We start from the raw sequence: 17,549 nt of genomic DNA on the forward strand, positions 1-17,549 counted from the left end.
ACCGAGAGGTCAGGAAAAGAAATGAAATGTGATATCTGTCGCACAGTGGCGCTGTGATGCTACTCTCACCGCGCTCGCGCAAGGATTGCGCCACTACCCCTCAGAGCACCACTGGAGCACGCATGGACGCTTCTGCAACGCCTGCTGTCATTCCGCAATCGGAAATCGCCCTGCTGGCGAATATCCTCGCCCTCGCCACCCGCAACATGTCCAACCTCAGCACGCTGATCACCCAGTTGTCGGTGGAGCTCGGCCATAGTCCCGATCCGCACCTGCAACGTGTCGGCCAGCGGGTGCTGGCGGATGTGGATGTGCTGGCGAAATCCCTGGACACCCAGTGGGAGCTGATCGGCGCGCTGGCGCGCTTCTGCCCGCTGCTGTCGCGCACGCCGCTGGTGAAGCCGTCGCTGGTGACGGAAATCCACATCACCGAGTTGCCCGAGCGGACGTGATCCGAACTCCCCTGCAGGAGCGCGCACGGCGCGCTCCTGCAGGTTGATGCCCTAGTCGCCGGCCTGCGCCAGCTCGAAGCTCATCATCAGCGCCCAGGGCGCATCGCTGTCGCCCACGCGGATGGGTTGCAGCAATTGCACGCGGCGGCCTTTCACCTGTTCCCAGCAGCGGCCCTGGGCGATGGCGTTGCGTGCTTCCTGCGGCAGCTCGCCGGCCTTGTCGCCCAGACGCTTGGCGTCCGGGTGGGTGACATAGATGCCGGCGTTGGACAGCAGCGTGTAATGGCCGTTGCCCATGGGGCTCAGCTTGCCGAGGCTTTCCTGCAGCTGGTGCAGGGTGTAGTCGGCGCCCAGGATGCCGAGGAAGCGGCCGTTGGAATACATCGGTGACATGAACGAGGTCATCAGCACGGTGCTGCCGCCGACGCTGTACTCGTAGGGCTCCATGAACACGTCGCGGCCCTTGTCGCGGGGAATCTGGTACCAGTCGCCGCTGCCGTCGGCCTTGTCGTAGCCGACCAGGCATTCGCGCTGGGCCACGCCGCTGCCGCGGTGCCAGTAGGCCATGAGGCGCCCGCTGGCGTCGTGACCGGGGGCGTCGATGAACTCGCGGTCGCGGCCGTCGAAGGCATTGGGTTCGCAACCGCAGGCGAAGGCCAGCAGCTCGGGGTTGCGGGTCAGGTACTCGTGCATCACCGCGTCGATCTGCTCACGCTGCGGGCCGAGGTTGCGGCTCTTCATGCCGAGGATGAAATGCTTCAGGCCATAGAGCGCGGTGGCCATCACGGCGAAGCGCGCCTCCAGTCGCTGGGTCTGGCTGGCGAGCACCACGCGGGCGGTGTCCAGCAGGCTGGAGTGCTCGGCCTGTTCGACGTCGGCCAGGGCGCGGGCGCTCTCGTTCTTGATCGAGGCAACGACGTTGCCGATGTCGGCGGTGGCGTTGGCCGACTGGGTCGCCAGGCGGCGTACCTCATCGGCGACCACCGCGAAGCCGCGCCCGCTTTCCCCGGCGCGGGCGGCTTCGATGGCGGCGTTGAGGGCCACCAGGTTGGTGTTCTTGGCGATCTGCTTGATGACTTCGGAGACTTTGCTGATCTCGGTCCAGCGCACATTGAGGTCGGCGATCAGCTGCTTGACCTGGTCGATGGTGGAGCGGGTGCTGGAGCTGTCTTCGGCCTTGGCGGGCCGTGGTTCGAGTGTGATTGACATGGCTTGGGACACTGCAGTGGCGGAGGAGGGCAGAGGTAGGCGAAGGATCGTTTTCTTGTTGTGGCAGACGCACCCCCCGAGAGGCGAATCTGTGGCAAGGCGCAGGTCGTAGGATGGTGTGGAGCGCAGCGATACCCATCGCTCCTTGCGTACAGCATGGGTATCGCTGCGCTCCACCCATCCTACAAAGGCGCTACCGGATGCCGCTTACCAGCCGAGCTGCTTGTGCAGGCCCAGGGCGTCGTAGTAGTCGCCCTGGTAGACGATCTTGCCGTCCTTGACCTTCACGTAGCTCACACCGTCGAACGACAGCGGCTTGTTGGTCGCCGGGGTCTGTGCATCCCAGGCGCCGGTGTTGGTGCCGCTGAACGTCCACTGGAAGGCGATGCCGTCCTTGTCGACGATCGGCTTGCCGTTCATCTTCCACGTAAGATCCGGAACGGCCCCCACGAACACCTTGATCACGTTGTCGCGCGCGGCATCGCGGCCCTTCTGCGGGGTGCCGACGGTGACGTCGAAGTACTCCGCATCCTTGGCCAGGTAGCCGGCAGCCTTCTCGGCATCGTGGGCGTTCCACGCGGCCATGTAGGCATCGACGATCTGTTTGGGCGACTCTGCTGCCTGTACGAGGCCGGCAAAGGTGAACAGCGACAGCAGGTAGAACGCTCTGACGAGGTGACGCATGCTTGCCTCCGTTGCGGGCGTGCCCGCGGGTTGTCGGCCGGACGGCCGTTAAGTGCGGCGCCGCGCGGTACGCGGCGCCGGATTCTTCAGGCCAGTTCGCCCACCGCGCGCCAGGCCTCGTCGATGGCTGCGTGGGCATAGGCGTCCCAGGCGGCATCGGAGTTGGCGATGGTGACGTTGCCGACCTTGGTACGAGCCAGGTTCATCAGTTTTTCGCTCTCTTCCTCATCATCGAAGAGGCTGTTGGAGAAGTACGAATAGCCGTGCGACCAACGGTTGATGGTGATCCCCTGGATATCCTTCTGATGGTCGAAGCCGGCCGGGCCGAGCATGGCCTGCAATTGGTCGCGGATCATCGCTTCCATCTGCTCGAAGCTCATGGCGTAGAGCTTGCCGCGGCCGACGCGGGCCTGGGTGCGTGCGTCCATGCCGGCGTTGGGGCTGGTGGGCACGTAGACCATGTGCAGGCCGATGGGCTGGTTCGGATCGCGCGGGTGGCTGTAGCCGCCGATGTCCACCGGGTAGTCCAGCTTCACGCGGCTGTACGGCTGGCTCGGCGCGTAGATCTCGTGTACGCCCAGCTTCATGAAGCTCTGCCAGTTGCGGATCACCACCTTGGTGTACACCAGCGGGAACTTCACGTTCTGCGCCAGGGCGTGGCTCTGCTCGGCGGAGAGGTCGCGCAGGATGTAGGGGATGATCATGTTGTAGCAGGCCAGCACGCAGTGCTTGGCGCGCACGCGATGCAGGGCGCCGGCGCGGCTGTAGCCGACGTCCACGCCGCCATCGCGGTTCTTCACGCTGACTGCGGTGCTGTTCAGGCGCAGGCGCACGGCGTTCTTCGGCTGGTCCAGCTTGGCGTAGTCGAAGGTGGCCAGGACGATGTCGTTCATGTCCTTGCCCGGCGCCACGCCCGGAATCAGGCCACGCACCAGCAGGCGCGCCAGCGAGGCGTTGCCGTCGGGGAAGTGGTAGATGTACGGCTCTTCCATCTCCGCCTTGGCTTCCTCGCTGATGGGCGAGAGGTCCATGGCGCCGAAACCGGGGAAGCCCACGGAGTAGGCCGAGTCGGCGGAAACGGCGTCGATGCTCAGCGCCGAGAAGTCGTTGGTGCGGCTGAGGAAGTAGCGGGTGGCGGCTTCGCTCAGGCCCACGTCCTTGCGCAGGAAGTCCTGGTAGCTGGTCTTGGCCAGGTGCGCTTCCTTCTCCTCGCGGGTCTTGCCGGCGAGGTAGTCCTTCGGCGCCTCGTGCAGGTCGATCAGCGCCTGGCGGTCGGCCTCGGGCAGCGGGAAGTCGGAGATGAACGCGCGCCAGCTGCGGGCGTTGAGTTTTTCCGGGGCGATGTCGTCGGCCACCATCGGTGTCGGGTCGCCGGACACCAGCTTCGCTTCGCCGAAGCCGGCCTTGTCGAAGAACACGCCGCGCGACAGGCCCAGGTTCGGGTAGAAGTCGCGGTCGAAGGCGGTCTCGAAACGGTCCACGTCGACGTTGAGCTGCTTGAGCAGGTTGTTGACCGTGTCGCTGTACAGGTGCTTGGGCGACTGGAAGGCTTCGCTGCCGCCGTAGCCGAGGATCATCCGCCCGCCGGCCTGGAATTCGTTGCGCTTGGCATGGCCGCCGAAGTCGTCGTGGTTCTCGACGATCAGCACGCGCGCCTTGGGGTGTTTCTGCCGGTAGAACCAGGCCGCGGACAGGCCGCTGATGCCGCCGCCGACCACCACCAGGTCGTACTGCTCCTCGATCTTCAGGCCATCGGTGTCGAATACCTTCTTCTCCCAGCCCATCTGGTGCGCGACCTCGAACGCGCCGGGATGGCTGCCGCGCATGCCGGTGAGGGCGGGCGGGTAGTAGCGGCCGGAGGGGGCGGCCTGGAGAAGTTGCAGCGGGGTGAGGCCCGCGCCGATGGTGAGGGCAACGCCGTTGAGGAAGTCGCGGCGGGTGATGGTCATGGGAAGTCCTTGCAAGGTGATGACCCGGGGCACGGGCTGTCATGGTTATGCCCTTCCATCCGGAAGGGAGTGCGGCATGCGTGGCCGCGCGGCGGTCCCGGTCGAGCGGGGGCCGCAGAACCACCGGACCTTGGTCCGGCGATTGCTTTTCACTGAACTACTGGGCCTAGCGAGCTAGAGCGCAGCAAGGCGGAAGGTGGTTCGGGCCCAGGAGTTTACGAGTAGCAAATGACTGGGCACGAACCACCTTCCAACGCAGCTCCGCCGACGCGCAGCAGGCCGTACTACCAATCAGTGTTTGATCATTACGTGGCGGATTGCTGTGTAGTCCTCGAGGCCGTACATGGACATGTCCTTGCCGTAGCCGGACAGCTTCATGCCGCCGTGGGGCATCTCGGTGGTCAGCATGAAGTGCGTGTTGACCCAGGTGCAGCCGTACTGAAGGCGGGCGGACAGGCGATGGGCGCGACCGATGTCGCTGGTCCACACCGAGGAGGCCAGGCCGTAGTCGGAGTCGTTCGCCCAGGCCAGCGCCTGTGCTTCGTCCTCGAACTCGGTGACCGAAACCACCGGGCCGAAGATTTCGCGGCGGACCACTTCGTCGTCCTGGCGGGCGCCGGCGAGCACGGTCGGTTCGAAGAAGAAGCCTGCGCGGTCGGCACGCTTGCCGCCGGTAACCACTTCGATGTGCGGCACCTGGCGGGCGCGCTCGACGAAGCCGACGACGCGCTCCAGGTGCTGCTCGGTGATGACCGGGCCCAGCTCGGTGTTCGGGTCGTCCTGCTCGCCGTACTGGATGCTGGCCACCGCTTCGCCGAGCTTCTGCACGAACTTGGCGTAGATGCCCTTCTGCGCGTAGATGCGGCAGGCGGCGGTGCAATCCTGGCCGGCGTTGTAGAAGCCGAAGGTGCGGATGCCTTCCACGGCGGCGTCGATGTCGGCGTCGTCGAAGATCAGCACCGGGGCCTTGCCGCCCAGTTCCATGTGCATGCGCTTCACGGTGTCGGCGGTGCCGGCGATGATGCGGCTGCCGGTGGCGACGGAGCCGGTCAGGGACACCATGCGCACTTTCGGGTGGGTGGTCAGCGGCTCGCCGACGCTCGGGCCACGGCCGAAGACCAGGTTGACCACGCCGGCGGGGAAGATGCTGGCCATCAGTTCGGCCAGGCGCAGGGCGGTCAGGGGGGTCTGCTCGGAGGGCTTGAGCACCACGGTGTTGCCGGCGGCCAGGGCCGGGCCGAGTTTCCACGCGACCATCATCAGCGGGTAGTTCCACGGCGCAATGGAGGCGACCACGCCCACCGGATCGCGGCGGATCATCGAGGTGTGGCCCGGCAGGTATTCGCCGGCGGCGGAGCCTTGCATCACGCGGCAGGCGCCGGCGAAGAAGCGGAACACGTCGGCCACGGCCGGCAGTTCGTCGTTCAGCGCGGCGGAGTAGGGCTTGCCGCAGTTGTTGGATTCCAGGCGGGCCAGTTCCTCGGCGTTGGCGTCGATAGCGTCGGCCAGTGCCAGCAGGAGCAGGGAGCGGTCCTTCGGCGCAGTCTGCGACCAGCTGTCGAAGGCGGCGTCGGCGGCCCGCACGGCGGCGTCGACCTGGGCCGGGGTGGCCTCGGCGATTTCCACCAGGGTGGTGCCCAGCGACGGGTTCAGGACGGCGAGCTTCTCGCCTTCGCCAGCGACCAGTTGGCCGTTGATCAGCAGATTGGTTTGCATGGTTGAGTCCTCTCGTTCAGGAGCGTGGTGCAAATTCGGTTGGGGTGTTTCTTTTTAGGGGCCTGCCGGCGAGGGGGCCGGCGGGCCTGAGGGGTTCTGTTGGCTTACTTGCCGCTCCCCGCCACGCCTTCGCCACCCTTGGTCAGGTAGTAGGCGCCGAGGATTGGCAGCATGGTCACGATCATCACCAGCATCGCCACCACGTTGGTCACCGGCACGTCGCGCGGGCGGCCCAGCTGGTTGAGCAGCCAGATCGGCAGGGTGCGTTCATGGCCGGCGGTGAAGGTGGTGACGATGATCTCGTCGAAGGACAGCGCGAACGCCAGCATGCCGCCGGCCAGCAGCGCCGAGCCGAGGTTGGGCAGGATCACGTAGCGGAAGGTCTGCCAGCCGTCGGCGCCCAGGTCCATCGAGGCTTCGACGAGACTGTGCGAAGTACGGCGGAAGCGCGCGATGACGTTGTTGTAGACGATCACCACGCAGAAGGTGGCGTGGCCGATGACGATGGTCAGGAAGCCCGGCTCGATGCCAAGGGTCTTGAACGCCGACAGCAGCGCGATGCCGGTGATGATGCCGGGCAGGGCGATCGGCAGGATCAGCATCAGCGAGATGCCTTCCTTGCCGAAGAAGTCGCGGCGGTACAGCGCGGCCGCGGCCAGGGTGCCCAGGAGCATGGCGATCAGCGTGGCGACGCTGGCGATCTTCACCGACAGCTCGATGGCTTCGAGCACGTCCTGGCGCGCGAAGGCGACGCTGAACCAGTGCAGGGTGAAGCCCTTGGGCGGGAAGCTGAAGGCCGCGTCCTCGGTGTTGAAGGCGTACAGGAAGATGATCAGGATCGGGAAGTGCAGGAACACCAGCCCGCCCCAGGCGGCCGCTTTCAGGCCCCAGGAAGCCTGCCCTTGAGATGAAGAGTCAGAGTGCATCGAAGGCCCCCAGGCGTTTGACGATGGAGAGGTACACGGCGATCAGCACGATGGGCACCAGGGTGAAGGCGGCGGCCATCGGCATGTTGCCGATCGCGCCCTGCTGGGCGTAGACCATGCTGCCGATGAAGTAGCCCGGCGGGCCCACCAGCTGCGGCACGATGAAGTCGCCCAGGGTCAGGCTGAAAGTGAAGATCGAGCCGGCGGCGATGCCGGGGATCGACAGCGGCAGGATCACCTGCAGGAAGGTCTGCCGCGGGTGTGCACCGAGGTCGGCCGAGGCTTGCAGCAGTGACGGCGGCAGGCGTTCCAGGGAGGCCTGGATCGGCAGGATCATGAACGGCAGCCAGATGTACACGAACACCAGGAAGCGTCCGAAGCTGGAGGTGGACAGGGTGTTGCCACCGATGCCCGGAATGCCCAGCAACAGGTTCAGCACCGGCTCAAGACCGAGGTGCTGGACGAACCACATGGCGACGCCGCCCTTGGCCAGCAGCAGGGTCCAGGCGTAGGCCTTGACGATGTAGCTGGCCCACATCGGCATCATCACGGCGATGTAGAAGAACGCCTTGGTCTTGCCGGTGGTGTAGCGCGCCATGTAGTAGGCGATGGGGAAGGCCACCGCGCCACTGGCGATGGACACCGCGACGGCCATCAGTACGGTGCGCTGGATGATGTCGAAGTTGGAGCCACTGAGCAGCGAGCCGAAGTTGGCCCAGGTCAGGTCCGGCGTCACCGTCATGGTGAAGTCGTCGAAGGTGTAGAAACCCTGCCACAGCAGCGTCAGCAGCGAGCCAAGGTAGATCGCGCCAAACCACAGCAGCGGCGGGATCAGCAGCAGCGAGAGGTACAGCGTCGGCTTGCGGTAGAGCAGGTTGCACAGACGGCGCAACGGGCCATTGCTGGCCTGCGGTACCGGTGCGTTCATCGTCAGTTCCATGTCACGCGCCCTCGTTCAGCACCACCATCGCCTCGCGCGCCCAGCGAGCGGTCACGCGCTGGCCCGGCTGGTGGGCGAGGTCGATGTCGGCCCACTGGCTGTTGGCCTGGCTGAGGCAGAGGTTCTGGCCGTTGTCGAGACGGATCTCGTAGCGGGTCGCCGCGCCCTGGTACTGGATGTCGTGCAGCAGGCCGCTGATCTCGATGTCCGAGGCGCTGCGCTCGCCATTGGCGAAACGGATGTGCTCGGGGCGGATGGAGAAGGGCTGGGCGTTGCCGGTCAGGCCCTGGGCGATGTCGCCGCGCAGCACGTTGGAGGTACCGACGAATTCAGCCACGAACGGGGTGGCCGGTTTCATGTAGAGGTTGCGCGGGGTGTCGACCTGCTCGATGCGGCCCTTGTTGAACACCGCGACGCGGTCGGACATGGACAGCGCTTCGCTCTGGTCGTGGGTAACGAAGATGAAGGTGATGCCCAGCTGACGCTGCAGCTTCTTCAGCTCACTCTGCATCTGCTCGCGCAGCTTGAGGTCGAGGGCGCCGAGGGGTTCGTCCAGCAGCAGCACGCGCGGGCGGTTCACCAGAGCGCGGGCCAGGGCCACGCGCTGGCGCTGGCCGCCAGAGAGCTGTACCGGCTTGCGCACGCCATAGCCGCCCAGGGCGACCATGCCGAGGGCTTCTTCGGCGCGCTTGAGGCGTTCGGCCTTGCCGACGCCTTTCACCTTCAGGCCGTAGGCAACGTTCTCCAGCACGCTCATGTGCGGGAACAGTGCGTAGTCCTGGAATACCGTGTTGACGTCACGCTGGTAGGGCGGCAGCCCGGCGGCCTCCTCGCCATGGATGCGGATGGAGCCTGCGCTGGGTTGCTCGAAGCCGGCGATCAGGCGCAGGCAGGTGGTCTTGCCCGAGCCCGACGGGCCGAGCATGGAGAAGAACTCGCCGTCCTTGATGTCGATGGACACCCGGTCAACGGCCTTGACGTCGCCGAACTGGCGGGAGACCTGGGTGAATTGAACAGCGGGAGTGGTCATGGTGCACGCTCCAAGGGGCAGGAATCTGGCGTAGGGGAGCCCTGCCCGTGAATCTGAGATACGGGTGTATCGGTACGTATTGGGTGGGGCGGGAACGCCCTCTCCCTTTGGGAGAGGGCCGGGGGGAGGGAAGGCACGGCACACTGCCGGCCCTCACCCCAACCCCTCTCCCAGCGGGAGAGGGGAGCCGGAATCAACGGCCGCCCATGATCCCGATGTAGTCCTGGGTCCAGCGGCTGTACGGGACGAACTTGCCGCCCTCGGCCACCGGAGTCTTCCAGAACGCGATCTTGTCGAACTGGTTGTAGCCGTTGGTGGCGCAGCCTTCGCTGCCCAGCAGGGTGCTGGCCTTGCAGCCTTCGGGCACGGCCGGCACGGAGCCGAACCAGGCGGCTACGTCGCCCTGCACCTTGGGTTCCAGCGACCAGTTCAGCCACTTGTAGGCGCAGCTCGGGTGCTGGGCTTCGGCGTGCAGCATGGTGGTGTCGGCCCAGCCGGTGACGCCCTCTTTCGGGAACACGGTGGCGATCGGCTGACCTTCGGCCTTCAGGGCGTTGGCCTGGTACGGCCAGGCGCTGGAAGCGGCGACGCCTTCGTTCTTGAAGTCGCTCATCTGCACGGTGGTGTCGTGCCAGTAGCGGTGGATCAGGTCATGCTGCTTGCGCAGCAGTTCGACCACGGCGGCGTATTGCTTCTCGTCGAGCTGGTACGGATCGGTGATGCCCAGCTCCGGCTGGGTCGCCTTCAGGTAAAGCGCGGCGTCGGCCACGTAGATCGGGCCGTCGTAGGCCTGCACGCGGCCCTTGTTCGACTTGCCGTCAGGCAGGTTCTGGGCGTCGAACACGACCTTCCAGCTGTCCGGCGCGGTAGGGAAGACCTTGGTGTTGTACATCAGCAGGTTCGGGCCCCACTGGTACGGCGCGCCGTAGGTCTTGCCGTTGACCACGTACCAGGCGGCGTCCTTCAGGCGCGGGTCGATGTTCTTCCAGTTGGGGATCAGCGACGGATCGATCGGCTGCACGCGCTTGCCGTAAATCAGGCGCAGAGAGGCGTCGCCGGATGCGGTGACCAGGTCGTAGCCGCCCTTGGCCATCAGGCTGACCATCTCGTCGGAGGTGGCGGCGGTCTTCACGTTGACCTGGCAGCCGGTGTCCTTCTCGAACTGGGTGACCCAGTCGTAGTTCTTGTCGGACTGGCCGCGCTCGATGTAGCCGGGCCAGGCGATGATGTCCAGGCGGCCTTCGCCTTTGCCGACTTCCTTCAGGGCCTCGGCGGCCTGGACGCCGGCGCTGGCCAGCAGGGCGGTGGTGATGGCACTGAGCAGTGCGGTCTTGCGCATCGGGTGTCTCCCTCTCGTTGTTGTCTCTATTGGTGGGGCAGTTCAATCGAGCAACAGCCCTCTGACGGCTTGGCGTCGGGGCGTTTCTTATGTGCCGGCGGGCGGCCCCGCCGGGTGGTTCAATCCAGCCGCTGGCCGTGGCGCGCCATGATGTGGCGCACCACGCTGTAGTCCTGCAGCGAATCGCTGGACAGGTCCTTGCCGTAGCCCGAACGCTTGAGTCCGCCGTGGGGCATCTCACTGGCGAGCATGAAATGGGTGTTGATCCAGGTGCAGCCGTACTGCAGGCGGTTGGCGATCTGGAAGGCCTTGTCGAGGTTCTGCGTCCATACCGAGGAGGCCAGGCCGTACTCGGAGTCGTTGGCCCAGTCCACCGCCTGTTCCAGCTGGTCGAAACGGGTCACGGTGACCACCGGGCCGAACACCTCGCGCTGGACGATCTCGTCCTGCTGCTTGCAGCCGGCCAGCAGGGTCGGCTGGTAGTAGAAGCCGGGGCCCGAATGCACGGCGGCGCCGGTGACGCGCTCGATGTGCGGCTGGCCGAGGGCGCGTTCGACGAAGCTGGCGACGCGGTCGCGCTGGCGAGCGCTGATCAGCGGGCTGATCTCGTTGTCGGCATCGCGCTTGCGAGCGAAGCGAATGCTGGCCACGGCGTCGCCCAGTTCGGCGACGAGGCGGTCATGGATACCGGCCTGCGCATAGATACGGCAGGCGGCGGTGCAGTCCTGGCCAGCGTTGTAGTAACCGTGAGTGCGTACGCCTTGGACCACGGCTTCGAGGTCGGCGTCGTTGCAGACGATCACTGGCGCCTTGCCGCCCAGTTCCAGGTGGGTGCGTTTGAGGGTCCGCGCGGCGGCCTGGAGAATCTTCTGCCCGGTGACGATGTCGCCGGTCAGCGAGACCATGCGCACCTTCGGGTGGCTGACCAGGTGGCTGCCGACGCCTTCGCCGCCGCCGCAGACGATGTTGATCACGCCGGCGGGGAGGATTTCTGCCAGCGCCGGGGCCAGCGCCAGGATGCTCAGCGGGGTGTGCTCGGACGGCTTGAACACCAGGGTGTTGCCGGCGGCCAGAGCGGGAGCGATCTTCCACGCAGCCATCATCAGCGGGTAGTTCCAGGGCGCAATCGACGCGACCACACCGACCGGATCGCGACGCACCATGCTGGTGTGGCCGGGCACGTATTCGCCGGCGAGCTGGCCCTGCTGGCAGCGCACGGCGCCGGCGAAGAAACGGAACACGTCGGCGGTGGCCGGGATGTCGTCCTGGCGCGCCAGGTGCAGCGGCTTGCCGCAGTTCAGTGATTCCAGCTGGGCGAGGTCATTCGCGCGCTTGTCGATGGCATCGGCGATGGCGAGCAGGGCGGTGGCGCGCTGTGCGGGCGTGGTGCGGGCCCAGGCGGGGAAGGCGCGGTGCGCGGCAGCGATGGCCTGCTCGACCTGATCCAGGGAGCCGTCGGCGATGCTGATAAGGGTGTCGCCCGAGGTCGGGTTGATGATCGGCTCGGCCATGCCTTCGCCGGCGACCAGTTGGCCGTCGATCAGCAAGGCGGTGTGCAGGGTTACGCCGGTCATCTTGGAAACTCGTCTTTTATCTGTCTTGTTTTCGGTGGCCATGTGCGTGCTCCGGATGGGGCGATCCCCGGAGCCGGCCCTTTGTATGAGGGCAGAGACTAGAGTCCGGGCGTGGGGTCGACAAATTCTAATTACTGAAAGCGGCGTTCGATTAAATCGAATGGCTGACTTTGTTGCACCGAACTCGTAGGGCGCATAACGCCCAAGGCGCTATCCGCCATCAGCGCCGCTCCGAATCCTGTTGGCGGATAACCGCAAGCGGTTATGCGCCCTACGTTCAGATGGAAAGCTTCTTCGCGTTGGGCTGCTCTCGGGCCACGGTGAGGAACGGGTCCACCAGCGGCGGCCGCGCGGTGCCACGGCGCCAGGCCAGGCCGACGTCGAGCGGCTCGGAGAGGTCCACCAGCGGCCGCGCCTCGATGATGTCGCCTTCCAGCGACCAGGGGCGGTAGGTCATGTCCGGCTGGATCGACAGGCCCAGGCCCGCCGCCACCAGACTTCGCACGGCCTCCACCGAGGCCGTGCGCAGCGTCACCTGCGGCACCAGCCCGGCGCGGGACCAGATGCGCTGAGTATGCAGACCCATCTCGTCGGCGTTCAGCTGGATCAATGGTTCGCCCGCCACATCGGCCAGGCCGATGCTGTCGCGCTCCAGCAGCGGGTGCTGCGCCGGCAGCCACAAACGATGCGGCGAGTGGGTCAGCACCTCGGTCTGCAGGGCGTGGCGGTCTTCCAGGTTGGAGAGAATCAGCACGCCGACATCGATCTCGCCGCTCACCAGCAGGTGCTCGATATACGGGCGTTCGTCCTCTACCACGCGGGTCTGCACGTTGGGGTAGGCGCGCTGGAAACGGTTGATCAGGTCCGCCAGGTAGTAGCCCGCTACCAGGCTGGTCACGCCGATGGTGAGGCTGCCGGCCACCTGGTCGGTGCTCTGCTGCAGGCTGCGCTTGGCGTTCTCCACCGTGGCCAGGATCAGGTGCGCCTGGCGCAGGAACTGGTGGCCCTGGTGGGTCAGGGTCATGCCCTTGGCGTGGCGGTCGAACAGGCGCACGCCGATCTCCTCCTCCAGTTGCTGGATGGCCAGGGTCAGGGTGGACTGGGAAATGAACACCGCCTGGGCGGCAGCGGAAATCGAACCGGTCTCGGCGACGGCGATGAAATGGCGAATCTGGCGGAGCGTCATCATGGTGATTGGCCGCTGGTGCGCGGAGCCGCGATCTAGAGCCTTGTCTAGCCGGTCTCGGCGCTTTTCATTGTTGATTATCGAAAATCTATAGGAGCATTCTTTTAAATCGAATGAAAGCGGCCTATTTGCGCTGCGGACCCGCCGGCATTGGCCCGCAATATCCGGAAGCACACTGTCGCTGCGTCCCGACCGTGCGCTGGACTAGAGTCGGAATCCACAATTTTCGATAGACAGTGGAGATCGCCATGAACACTCGCGGCCTGCTCGACCAACTCCTCAGATCCGGCCAGGACCTCCTGCAGAACAAGGGCGTGGCCCGGCAGGACGGTGCTCAGCAGTCCTCTTCGTCCGGCAAGGGCGGCGGCCTTGATCTGGGCAGCCTGCTCTCCGGCGCCGGTGGCGGCGCCCTGGCGGCGGGCGCGCTGGGCCTGCTGATGGGCAGCAAGAAGGCGCGCAAGATCGGCGGCAACGTCGTCACCTATGGCGGCCTCGCGGCGCTTGGCGTGCTTGCCTACAAGGCCTATGGCAACTGGCAGCAGAAGCAGGCCAGTGCCCCGCGCGGCGAGCCGCAGACCGTCGACCGCCTGCCACCGGCGCAGGCTGAGCAGCACAGCCACGCCATCCTGCGGGCCATCGTCGCCGCCGCGAAGGCCGACGGGCATATCGATGATCGCGAACGCCAGCTGATCGACGGCGAAATCGCCAAGCTCACCGGCGACGTCGAGCTGCAGGGCTGGCTCGAGCGCGAGCTGGCGAAGCCGCTGGACCCGGCCGAAGTCGCCCGCGCCGCCACCAGCGAGGAAATGGCGGCCGAGATGTACCTGGCCAGCCTGCTGATGGTCGACGAGACCAGCTACATGGAGCGCGCCTACCTTGACGAGCTGGCCCGCCAGCTGAGCCTCGACGCCGGCCTCAAGGTCGAGCTGGAAGCCCAGGCGCAGAAGGCGCTGGACGCCGTGCCCGCGTGACCTTCCTCGCAATCGCCGGCTGAAGTCGGCGCCGGGCGGCAATCGCCTGGCTGGCAATCTCTCGCGGCGGCAGGCTTCGCCCCGGGTGTCCCGCCCTGACACCCGGCCGGCGAACGGCGCTGGCGCATCGGTGTGGCGGGACTATCGTTGCCCAACGCATAGCGAGAGTTGTCATCTCATGAATGCTGGTTCTCTTTTCGATCAACTGCTCAAGGCAGGTCAGAGCTCATTGCTGCAACAGGTTGGCGACGCCGCCCGGCGCGCCACGCAAGCCGGCGAGGGTCACTCCATGAACACTGCAGATCTACTGGAACAACTGCTGCGCGGCAGCCAAGGCGCATCGGGACAACAGGGCGGCGGCGCGGGAGGCCTGGGTGGCCTCGGCGGGTTGCTGGGTGGGTTGCTGGGCGGCTCCTCCGGCGGCGCCGGTGGCGGGCTCGGCGGCCTGGGCGACGTACTGGGCGGCATGCTCGGCGGCGGCATGAACAGCGGTGGCGCGCCGCAAGGCCGCACGGGCAGCAGCGGCGGTATCAACTACGCCATGCTCGCGTCGCTGGGCATGATGGCCTTCCAGGCTTATCAGAATTACCAGCGCCAGCACCCGGCCGCGGCTCCTCAGCAGCAGTCGCTGATGACCGTGGACCAGCTCTCCGGCCCGGAGGCCGAGGCTCATAGCCATGCGATCCTGCGTGCCATGATCGCCGCGGCCAAGGCCGACGGGCGCATCGATGAAAAGGAAAAAACCGCCATCCAGGCCGAAATCGCCCGCCACACCGATGAGCCGGAGCTGCAGGACTGGCTGGATGCTGAGGTGCGCAAGCCGCTGGACGCCGCCGAAGTCGCCGAATCCGCCCAGGGCGACCCGGCCGTGGCTGCGGAGATGTACCTGGTCAGCGTGATGCTGGTGGACGACCAGCAGGGCACCGAGCGCACCTACCTGGACGAACTCGCCTACCACCTCAACCTCGCCCCGGAACTCCAGGCCCACCTGGAGCAGCAGGCCAAGGCCGGCGGTGAAGTAGCTTGATACAACTCAGCGCACGGCTGTAGGAGCGTTCGTACAATTTAACGGTCAGAGCGCTCGGACGAACGCACCCACGCGGTGCGTTCGTTCTTCATTTCTGCAAGGAGGCTTCATGCCGTTCGTACGATTCACCCTTCCCACCGCGCTGCTGCTCAGCGCCACCGCCACCTTCGCCAACGCCGCCAAGCTGGAAGACGTCGCGCCTTATCCCAAGGCCGAGGACGGCTTCGTGCGTCAGGTCATCCATCTGCCCAGGGAGGTGCAGGAAGAGAACTTCAAGGTCGAGATCCTCGCCGGCAAGACGCTGACCGTCGACTGCAACCGCCAGCGCCTGGGCGGCACCCTGGAAGAGAAAACCCTGGAAGGCTGGGGCTACTCCTACTACCGCCTGGACAAGGTCAGTGGCCCGGCCAGCACCCTGATGGCCTGCCCGGATGGCAAGACCCGCCAGGACTTCGTCCCGGTGGTCGGTGATGGCTTCGTGCTGCGCTACAACAGCAAGCTGCCCATTGTGATCTACGCGCCGAAAGACGTCGAAGTGCGCTATCGCCTGTGGTCGGCCTCCGAGAAGGTCGAGAAGGCTCGCGCGGAGTAATCCGCTCCCGACAGGGGTGGGCCTGCCCGCGATCGCGCGAGTACGCGTGGTTGGATCCAGACAGTGTCCGGAAGGACAGTCGCGACTCGCTTCACCCGCTTTGACGGGGGGAGTGGCGTTCGGATCGACCATCGGCCCTGCCGACGGATCGCGCGCATGGCACGCTCCTGCAGGGGCACGACTACGGGGAGGCTTTTACTGGACGAATGCAGCGAGGTCCTTTCTCAACTGAGCGAGGATGACCGAAGGCTTGCCGTCGCCCCATCCCAGATGCACGCCCATCCTGTCGAGGCACGCGATGGCCGCCATGGCGGAGGCTTTCAGCGAGGCGTCCATGCTGCCGGTGATCTTCATTTGCCCGAATGCGGTGGCAATGACGACGTGGCAGCTCTGGTAGATGTCCGGTTCAAGTTCTTTGTTTTCCGGCTTGAGTGCGTCTTCGATATCGATCGAAACGGGCTCGATGAAGGTCATTCCCCACTGGGTTTCGATCAGCCATCGGGGGAAGTCCGCGACGCTCGGGGTCTTCTGAGTGCGGATGAAGCCGGCGAGCTCGCTCAGGGCATCGCTGCCTTCGTCGCTGCCGAAGGGTGCATCTTCATCGCAGCAGTCGTAATAGACGTCATCGGCGAAGTGGGTCACGAAGCGCGGGTGCGAGGTCAGGCGATGCAGTCCGACTTCCTCGTCGTCGAAGTAGCGGTGGCTGTCATAGTCGAAGGAGAAGTCGACATAACCTTTCTTCACCTTGCCCTGGGTGAGCTTCCGGGCCTGCGCCTCGCAGTCCTGGGAGGACGCGAATGCCTTGATCTGGTTGCGGCCGCTGGTGCCGCTCTTGCCGTAGTTGACCAGCAGTTCGGAACCCAGCGTTTCAACCCGCCAGAACTTGTCCGCTTTTTCTTCCGTGAACTTCAGTGACGCCTTCATCCTGACCTCAGTTGGTTTGCAGGTGGGAATTATCTGAATTCCCGGCTGAATGGTCGAGCATGTAGGGCGGATAACGCCCCAGGGGGTATCCGCCCTACGCATTCACTCCGGGTTTACCGCCCACGAGTATTCCCTGTTCGCGCCCGCAGACTTCCACCAGGAAATCCCACACCAGTCGCAGCCGCACCGAGCGGTGCAGTTCGCGCCGGGTACACATCCAGTATTCCCGTTCGATGAATTCCTCCGGCAGCACCGGCACCAGCCGCGGGTCGTGCAGGCCCATGTACTGCGGGAGGATGGCGATGCCGATGCCGGCCTGGGCGGCCTGTTGCTGGGCGACCACGCTGGTGCTGCGGAACACTACCTGCGGGTGGCGGCAGAAGCTGTGGTGGAACAGCAGTTCCTGGCTGAACAGCAGGTCGTCGACGTAGCCGATCCACGGGTGGCGGCTGAGGTCTTCGCGGTCGCGCAGGGGCGGGGCGTTTTCCAGGTAGGCGGGGCTGGCGAACAGGCTCAGGCGGTAGCGGGTGAGGCGGCGGCTGATCACCAGGTCGGCGCTCGGGCGTTCCAGGGTGATGGCGATGTCCGCCTCGCGGTTGGTGATGCTGACGAAGCGCGGCACCGACACCAGTTCCACTTCCAGGCCGGGGTAGCGCTGCATCAGTTCGCCCAGGCGCGGGGCGAGAAACATGGTGCCCAGGCCTTCGGTGACGCCGATGCGGATCTGCCCCAGCGGCGAGATGGCCTGGCTCATTTCCTCCTGGGCGAGGAGGGCGGTGTTCTCCATGGCCTCGGCGTGCTTGAGCAGTGCCTGGCCGGCCGGGGTGAGCTGGTAGCCGCCGGTGTGCTGGGCGAACAGCTGGGTGCCCAAGTCGCGCTCGATGCTCTCGATATGCCGCGCCACCGTGGCGTGGGTGGTGCCCAGGCGCTTGGCAGTGGTCAGCAGACGCCCGCTGCGGTGCAGCTCCAGGAAATAGCGCAGGTCATTCCAGTCGAACATCTCGGCAGTCCTTGTTGTTAGAAAACGCAC

At 65.8% G+C, this 17,549-nt stretch carries 16 protein-coding genes and 1 pseudogene; 4 read left to right on the forward strand and 13 right to left on the reverse strand.

Annotated elements, in window-relative coordinates:
- Window positions 1-122 precede the first annotated feature (122 nt).
- Complete coding sequence (locus tag IB275_RS07455) at window positions 123-452, forward strand: hypothetical protein (RefSeq protein ID WP_138212580.1); 330 nt, start codon at window positions 123-125, stop codon at window positions 450-452.
- A gap of 51 nt (window positions 453-503) precedes the next feature.
- Here IB275_RS07455 and IB275_RS07460 read toward each other — a convergent pair whose 3' ends face one another.
- The 11 genes and pseudogenes from IB275_RS07460 to IB275_RS07510 all read right to left on the reverse strand — a co-directional run bounded on the left by IB275_RS07460 (window position 504) and on the right by IB275_RS07510 (window position 13,008).
- Window positions 504-1,235: a PDC sensor domain-containing protein gene (locus tag IB275_RS07460; protein WP_494514437.1), complete on the reverse strand. Its 732-nt coding sequence runs from the start codon at window positions 1,233-1,235 to the stop codon at window positions 504-506.
- 132 nt (window positions 1,236-1,367) lie between these two features.
- Window positions 1,368-1,661, reverse strand: a pseudogene (locus IB275_RS07465) (methyl-accepting chemotaxis protein); the annotation flags it as partial.
- A 207-nt stretch (window positions 1,662-1,868) separates the two neighbouring features.
- Window positions 1,869-2,345, reverse strand: a complete 477-nt coding sequence (locus IB275_RS07470; protein WP_024766936.1) for an ester cyclase — start codon at window positions 2,343-2,345, stop codon at window positions 1,869-1,871.
- Between the two features lie 86 nt (window positions 2,346-2,431).
- Window positions 2,432-4,294 carry an FAD-dependent oxidoreductase gene (locus tag IB275_RS07475; protein WP_192289506.1) on the reverse strand — a complete coding sequence of 621 codons (1,863 nt, stop codon included), beginning with the start codon at window positions 4,292-4,294 and terminating at the stop codon, window positions 2,432-2,434.
- Window positions 4,295-4,585: 291 nt separating this feature from the next.
- Window positions 4,586-6,010, reverse strand: coding sequence for a gamma-aminobutyraldehyde dehydrogenase (locus tag IB275_RS07480; RefSeq protein WP_192289504.1), 1,425 nt, complete (start codon window positions 6,008-6,010; stop codon window positions 4,586-4,588).
- Between the two features lie 104 nt (window positions 6,011-6,114).
- Window positions 6,115-6,936, reverse strand: coding sequence for an ABC transporter permease (locus IB275_RS07485; RefSeq protein ID WP_192289502.1), 822 nt, complete (start codon window positions 6,934-6,936; stop codon window positions 6,115-6,117).
- The gene (locus IB275_RS07490; RefSeq protein WP_192210090.1) at window positions 6,926-7,876 is read right to left on the reverse strand and encodes an ABC transporter permease; all 951 of its coding nucleotides are present in this window, start codon (window positions 7,874-7,876) and stop codon (window positions 6,926-6,928) included. The genes IB275_RS07485 and IB275_RS07490 overlap by 11 nt, the downstream gene beginning before the upstream one ends.
- A gap of 1 nt (window position 7,877) precedes the next feature.
- Window positions 7,878-8,906: an ABC transporter ATP-binding protein gene (locus IB275_RS07495; protein ID WP_192224872.1), complete on the reverse strand. Its 1,029-nt coding sequence runs from the start codon at window positions 8,904-8,906 to the stop codon at window positions 7,878-7,880.
- Window positions 8,907-9,099: 193 nt separating this feature from the next.
- Window positions 9,100-10,245, reverse strand: coding sequence for a putative ABC transporter substrate-binding protein YdcS (ydcS, locus tag IB275_RS07500; protein ID WP_192289501.1), 1,146 nt, complete (start codon window positions 10,243-10,245; stop codon window positions 9,100-9,102).
- Window positions 10,246-10,364: 119 nt separating this feature from the next.
- Window positions 10,365-11,819 carry a gamma-aminobutyraldehyde dehydrogenase gene (locus IB275_RS07505; protein WP_405306730.1) on the reverse strand — a complete coding sequence of 485 codons (1,455 nt, stop codon included), beginning with the start codon at window positions 11,817-11,819 and terminating at the stop codon, window positions 10,365-10,367.
- Window positions 11,820-12,096: 277 nt separating this feature from the next.
- The gene (locus IB275_RS07510; protein ID WP_081517787.1) at window positions 12,097-13,008 is read right to left on the reverse strand and encodes a LysR family transcriptional regulator; all 912 of its coding nucleotides are present in this window, start codon (window positions 13,006-13,008) and stop codon (window positions 12,097-12,099) included.
- A gap of 245 nt (window positions 13,009-13,253) precedes the next feature.
- Between IB275_RS07510 and IB275_RS07515 the strand changes: the two genes are divergently transcribed.
- The 3 genes from IB275_RS07515 to eco all read left to right on the forward strand — a co-directional run bounded on the left by IB275_RS07515 (window position 13,254) and on the right by eco (window position 15,595).
- Window positions 13,254-13,976 (forward strand): tellurite resistance TerB family protein, encoded by a 723-nt coding sequence (locus IB275_RS07515; RefSeq protein ID WP_192289497.1) that lies wholly within the window; start codon window positions 13,254-13,256, stop codon window positions 13,974-13,976.
- 289 nt (window positions 13,977-14,265) lie between these two features.
- Window positions 14,266-15,003, forward strand: coding sequence for a tellurite resistance TerB family protein (locus IB275_RS07520; protein WP_192289495.1), 738 nt, complete (start codon window positions 14,266-14,268; stop codon window positions 15,001-15,003).
- Window positions 15,004-15,112: 109 nt separating this feature from the next.
- The gene (gene eco, locus IB275_RS07525; protein WP_192289493.1) at window positions 15,113-15,595 is read left to right on the forward strand and encodes a serine protease inhibitor ecotin; all 483 of its coding nucleotides are present in this window, start codon (window positions 15,113-15,115) and stop codon (window positions 15,593-15,595) included.
- A gap of 195 nt (window positions 15,596-15,790) precedes the next feature.
- On the opposite strand, the gene IB275_RS07530 is transcribed toward eco, so the two are convergent.
- Both IB275_RS07530 and IB275_RS07535 read right to left on the reverse strand, forming a co-directional pair.
- On the reverse strand, window positions 15,791-16,519 hold the full coding sequence (locus IB275_RS07530) for a WGR domain-containing protein (RefSeq protein ID WP_192289491.1): 729 nt from the start codon (window positions 16,517-16,519) through the stop codon (window positions 15,791-15,793).
- Window positions 16,520-16,613: 94 nt separating this feature from the next.
- Complete coding sequence (locus IB275_RS07535; protein ID WP_192289489.1) at window positions 16,614-17,519, reverse strand: LysR family transcriptional regulator; 906 nt, start codon at window positions 17,517-17,519, stop codon at window positions 16,614-16,616.
- Window positions 17,520-17,549: the final 30 nt, after the last annotated feature.

Origin of the sequence: Pseudomonas sp. PDM21, from assembly GCF_014852505.2 — a bacterium.
Taxonomy (GTDB): domain Bacteria; phylum Pseudomonadota; class Gammaproteobacteria; order Pseudomonadales; family Pseudomonadaceae; genus Pseudomonas.

Coding starts and splice junctions, on each gene's coding strand:
- IB275_RS07455 (WP_138212580.1), top strand. CDS start 123: ATGGACGCTTCTGCAACGCCTGCTGTCATTCCGCAATCGGAAATCGCC.
- IB275_RS07460 (WP_494514437.1), bottom strand. CDS start 1,235: ATGGCCACCGCGCTCTATGGCCTGAAGCATTTCATCCTCGGCATGAAG.
- IB275_RS07470 (WP_024766936.1), bottom strand. CDS start 2,345: ATGCGTCACCTCGTCAGAGCGTTCTACCTGCTGTCGCTGTTCACCTTT.
- IB275_RS07475 (WP_192289506.1), bottom strand. CDS start 4,294: ATGACCATCACCCGCCGCGACTTCCTCAACGGCGTTGCCCTCACCATC.
- IB275_RS07480 (WP_192289504.1), bottom strand. CDS start 6,010: ATGCAAACCAATCTGCTGATCAACGGCCAACTGGTCGCTGGCGAAGGC.
- IB275_RS07485 (WP_192289502.1), bottom strand. CDS start 6,936: ATGCACTCTGACTCTTCATCTCAAGGGCAGGCTTCCTGGGGCCTGAAA.
- IB275_RS07490 (WP_192210090.1), bottom strand. CDS start 7,876: ATGGAACTGACGATGAACGCACCGGTACCGCAGGCCAGCAATGGCCCG.
- IB275_RS07495 (WP_192224872.1), bottom strand. CDS start 8,906: ATGACCACTCCCGCTGTTCAATTCACCCAGGTCTCCCGCCAGTTCGGC.
- ydcS (WP_192289501.1), bottom strand. CDS start 10,245: ATGCGCAAGACCGCACTGCTCAGTGCCATCACCACCGCCCTGCTGGCC.
- IB275_RS07505 (WP_405306730.1), bottom strand. CDS start 11,819: ATGACCGGCGTAACCCTGCACACCGCCTTGCTGATCGACGGCCAACTG.
- IB275_RS07510 (WP_081517787.1), bottom strand. CDS start 13,008: ATGATGACGCTCCGCCAGATTCGCCATTTCATCGCCGTCGCCGAGACC.
- IB275_RS07515 (WP_192289497.1), top strand. CDS start 13,254: ATGAACACTCGCGGCCTGCTCGACCAACTCCTCAGATCCGGCCAGGAC.
- IB275_RS07520 (WP_192289495.1), top strand. CDS start 14,266: ATGAACACTGCAGATCTACTGGAACAACTGCTGCGCGGCAGCCAAGGC.
- eco (WP_192289493.1), top strand. CDS start 15,113: ATGCCGTTCGTACGATTCACCCTTCCCACCGCGCTGCTGCTCAGCGCC.
- IB275_RS07530 (WP_192289491.1), bottom strand. CDS start 16,519: ATGAAGGCGTCACTGAAGTTCACGGAAGAAAAAGCGGACAAGTTCTGG.
- IB275_RS07535 (WP_192289489.1), bottom strand. CDS start 17,519: ATGTTCGACTGGAATGACCTGCGCTATTTCCTGGAGCTGCACCGCAGC.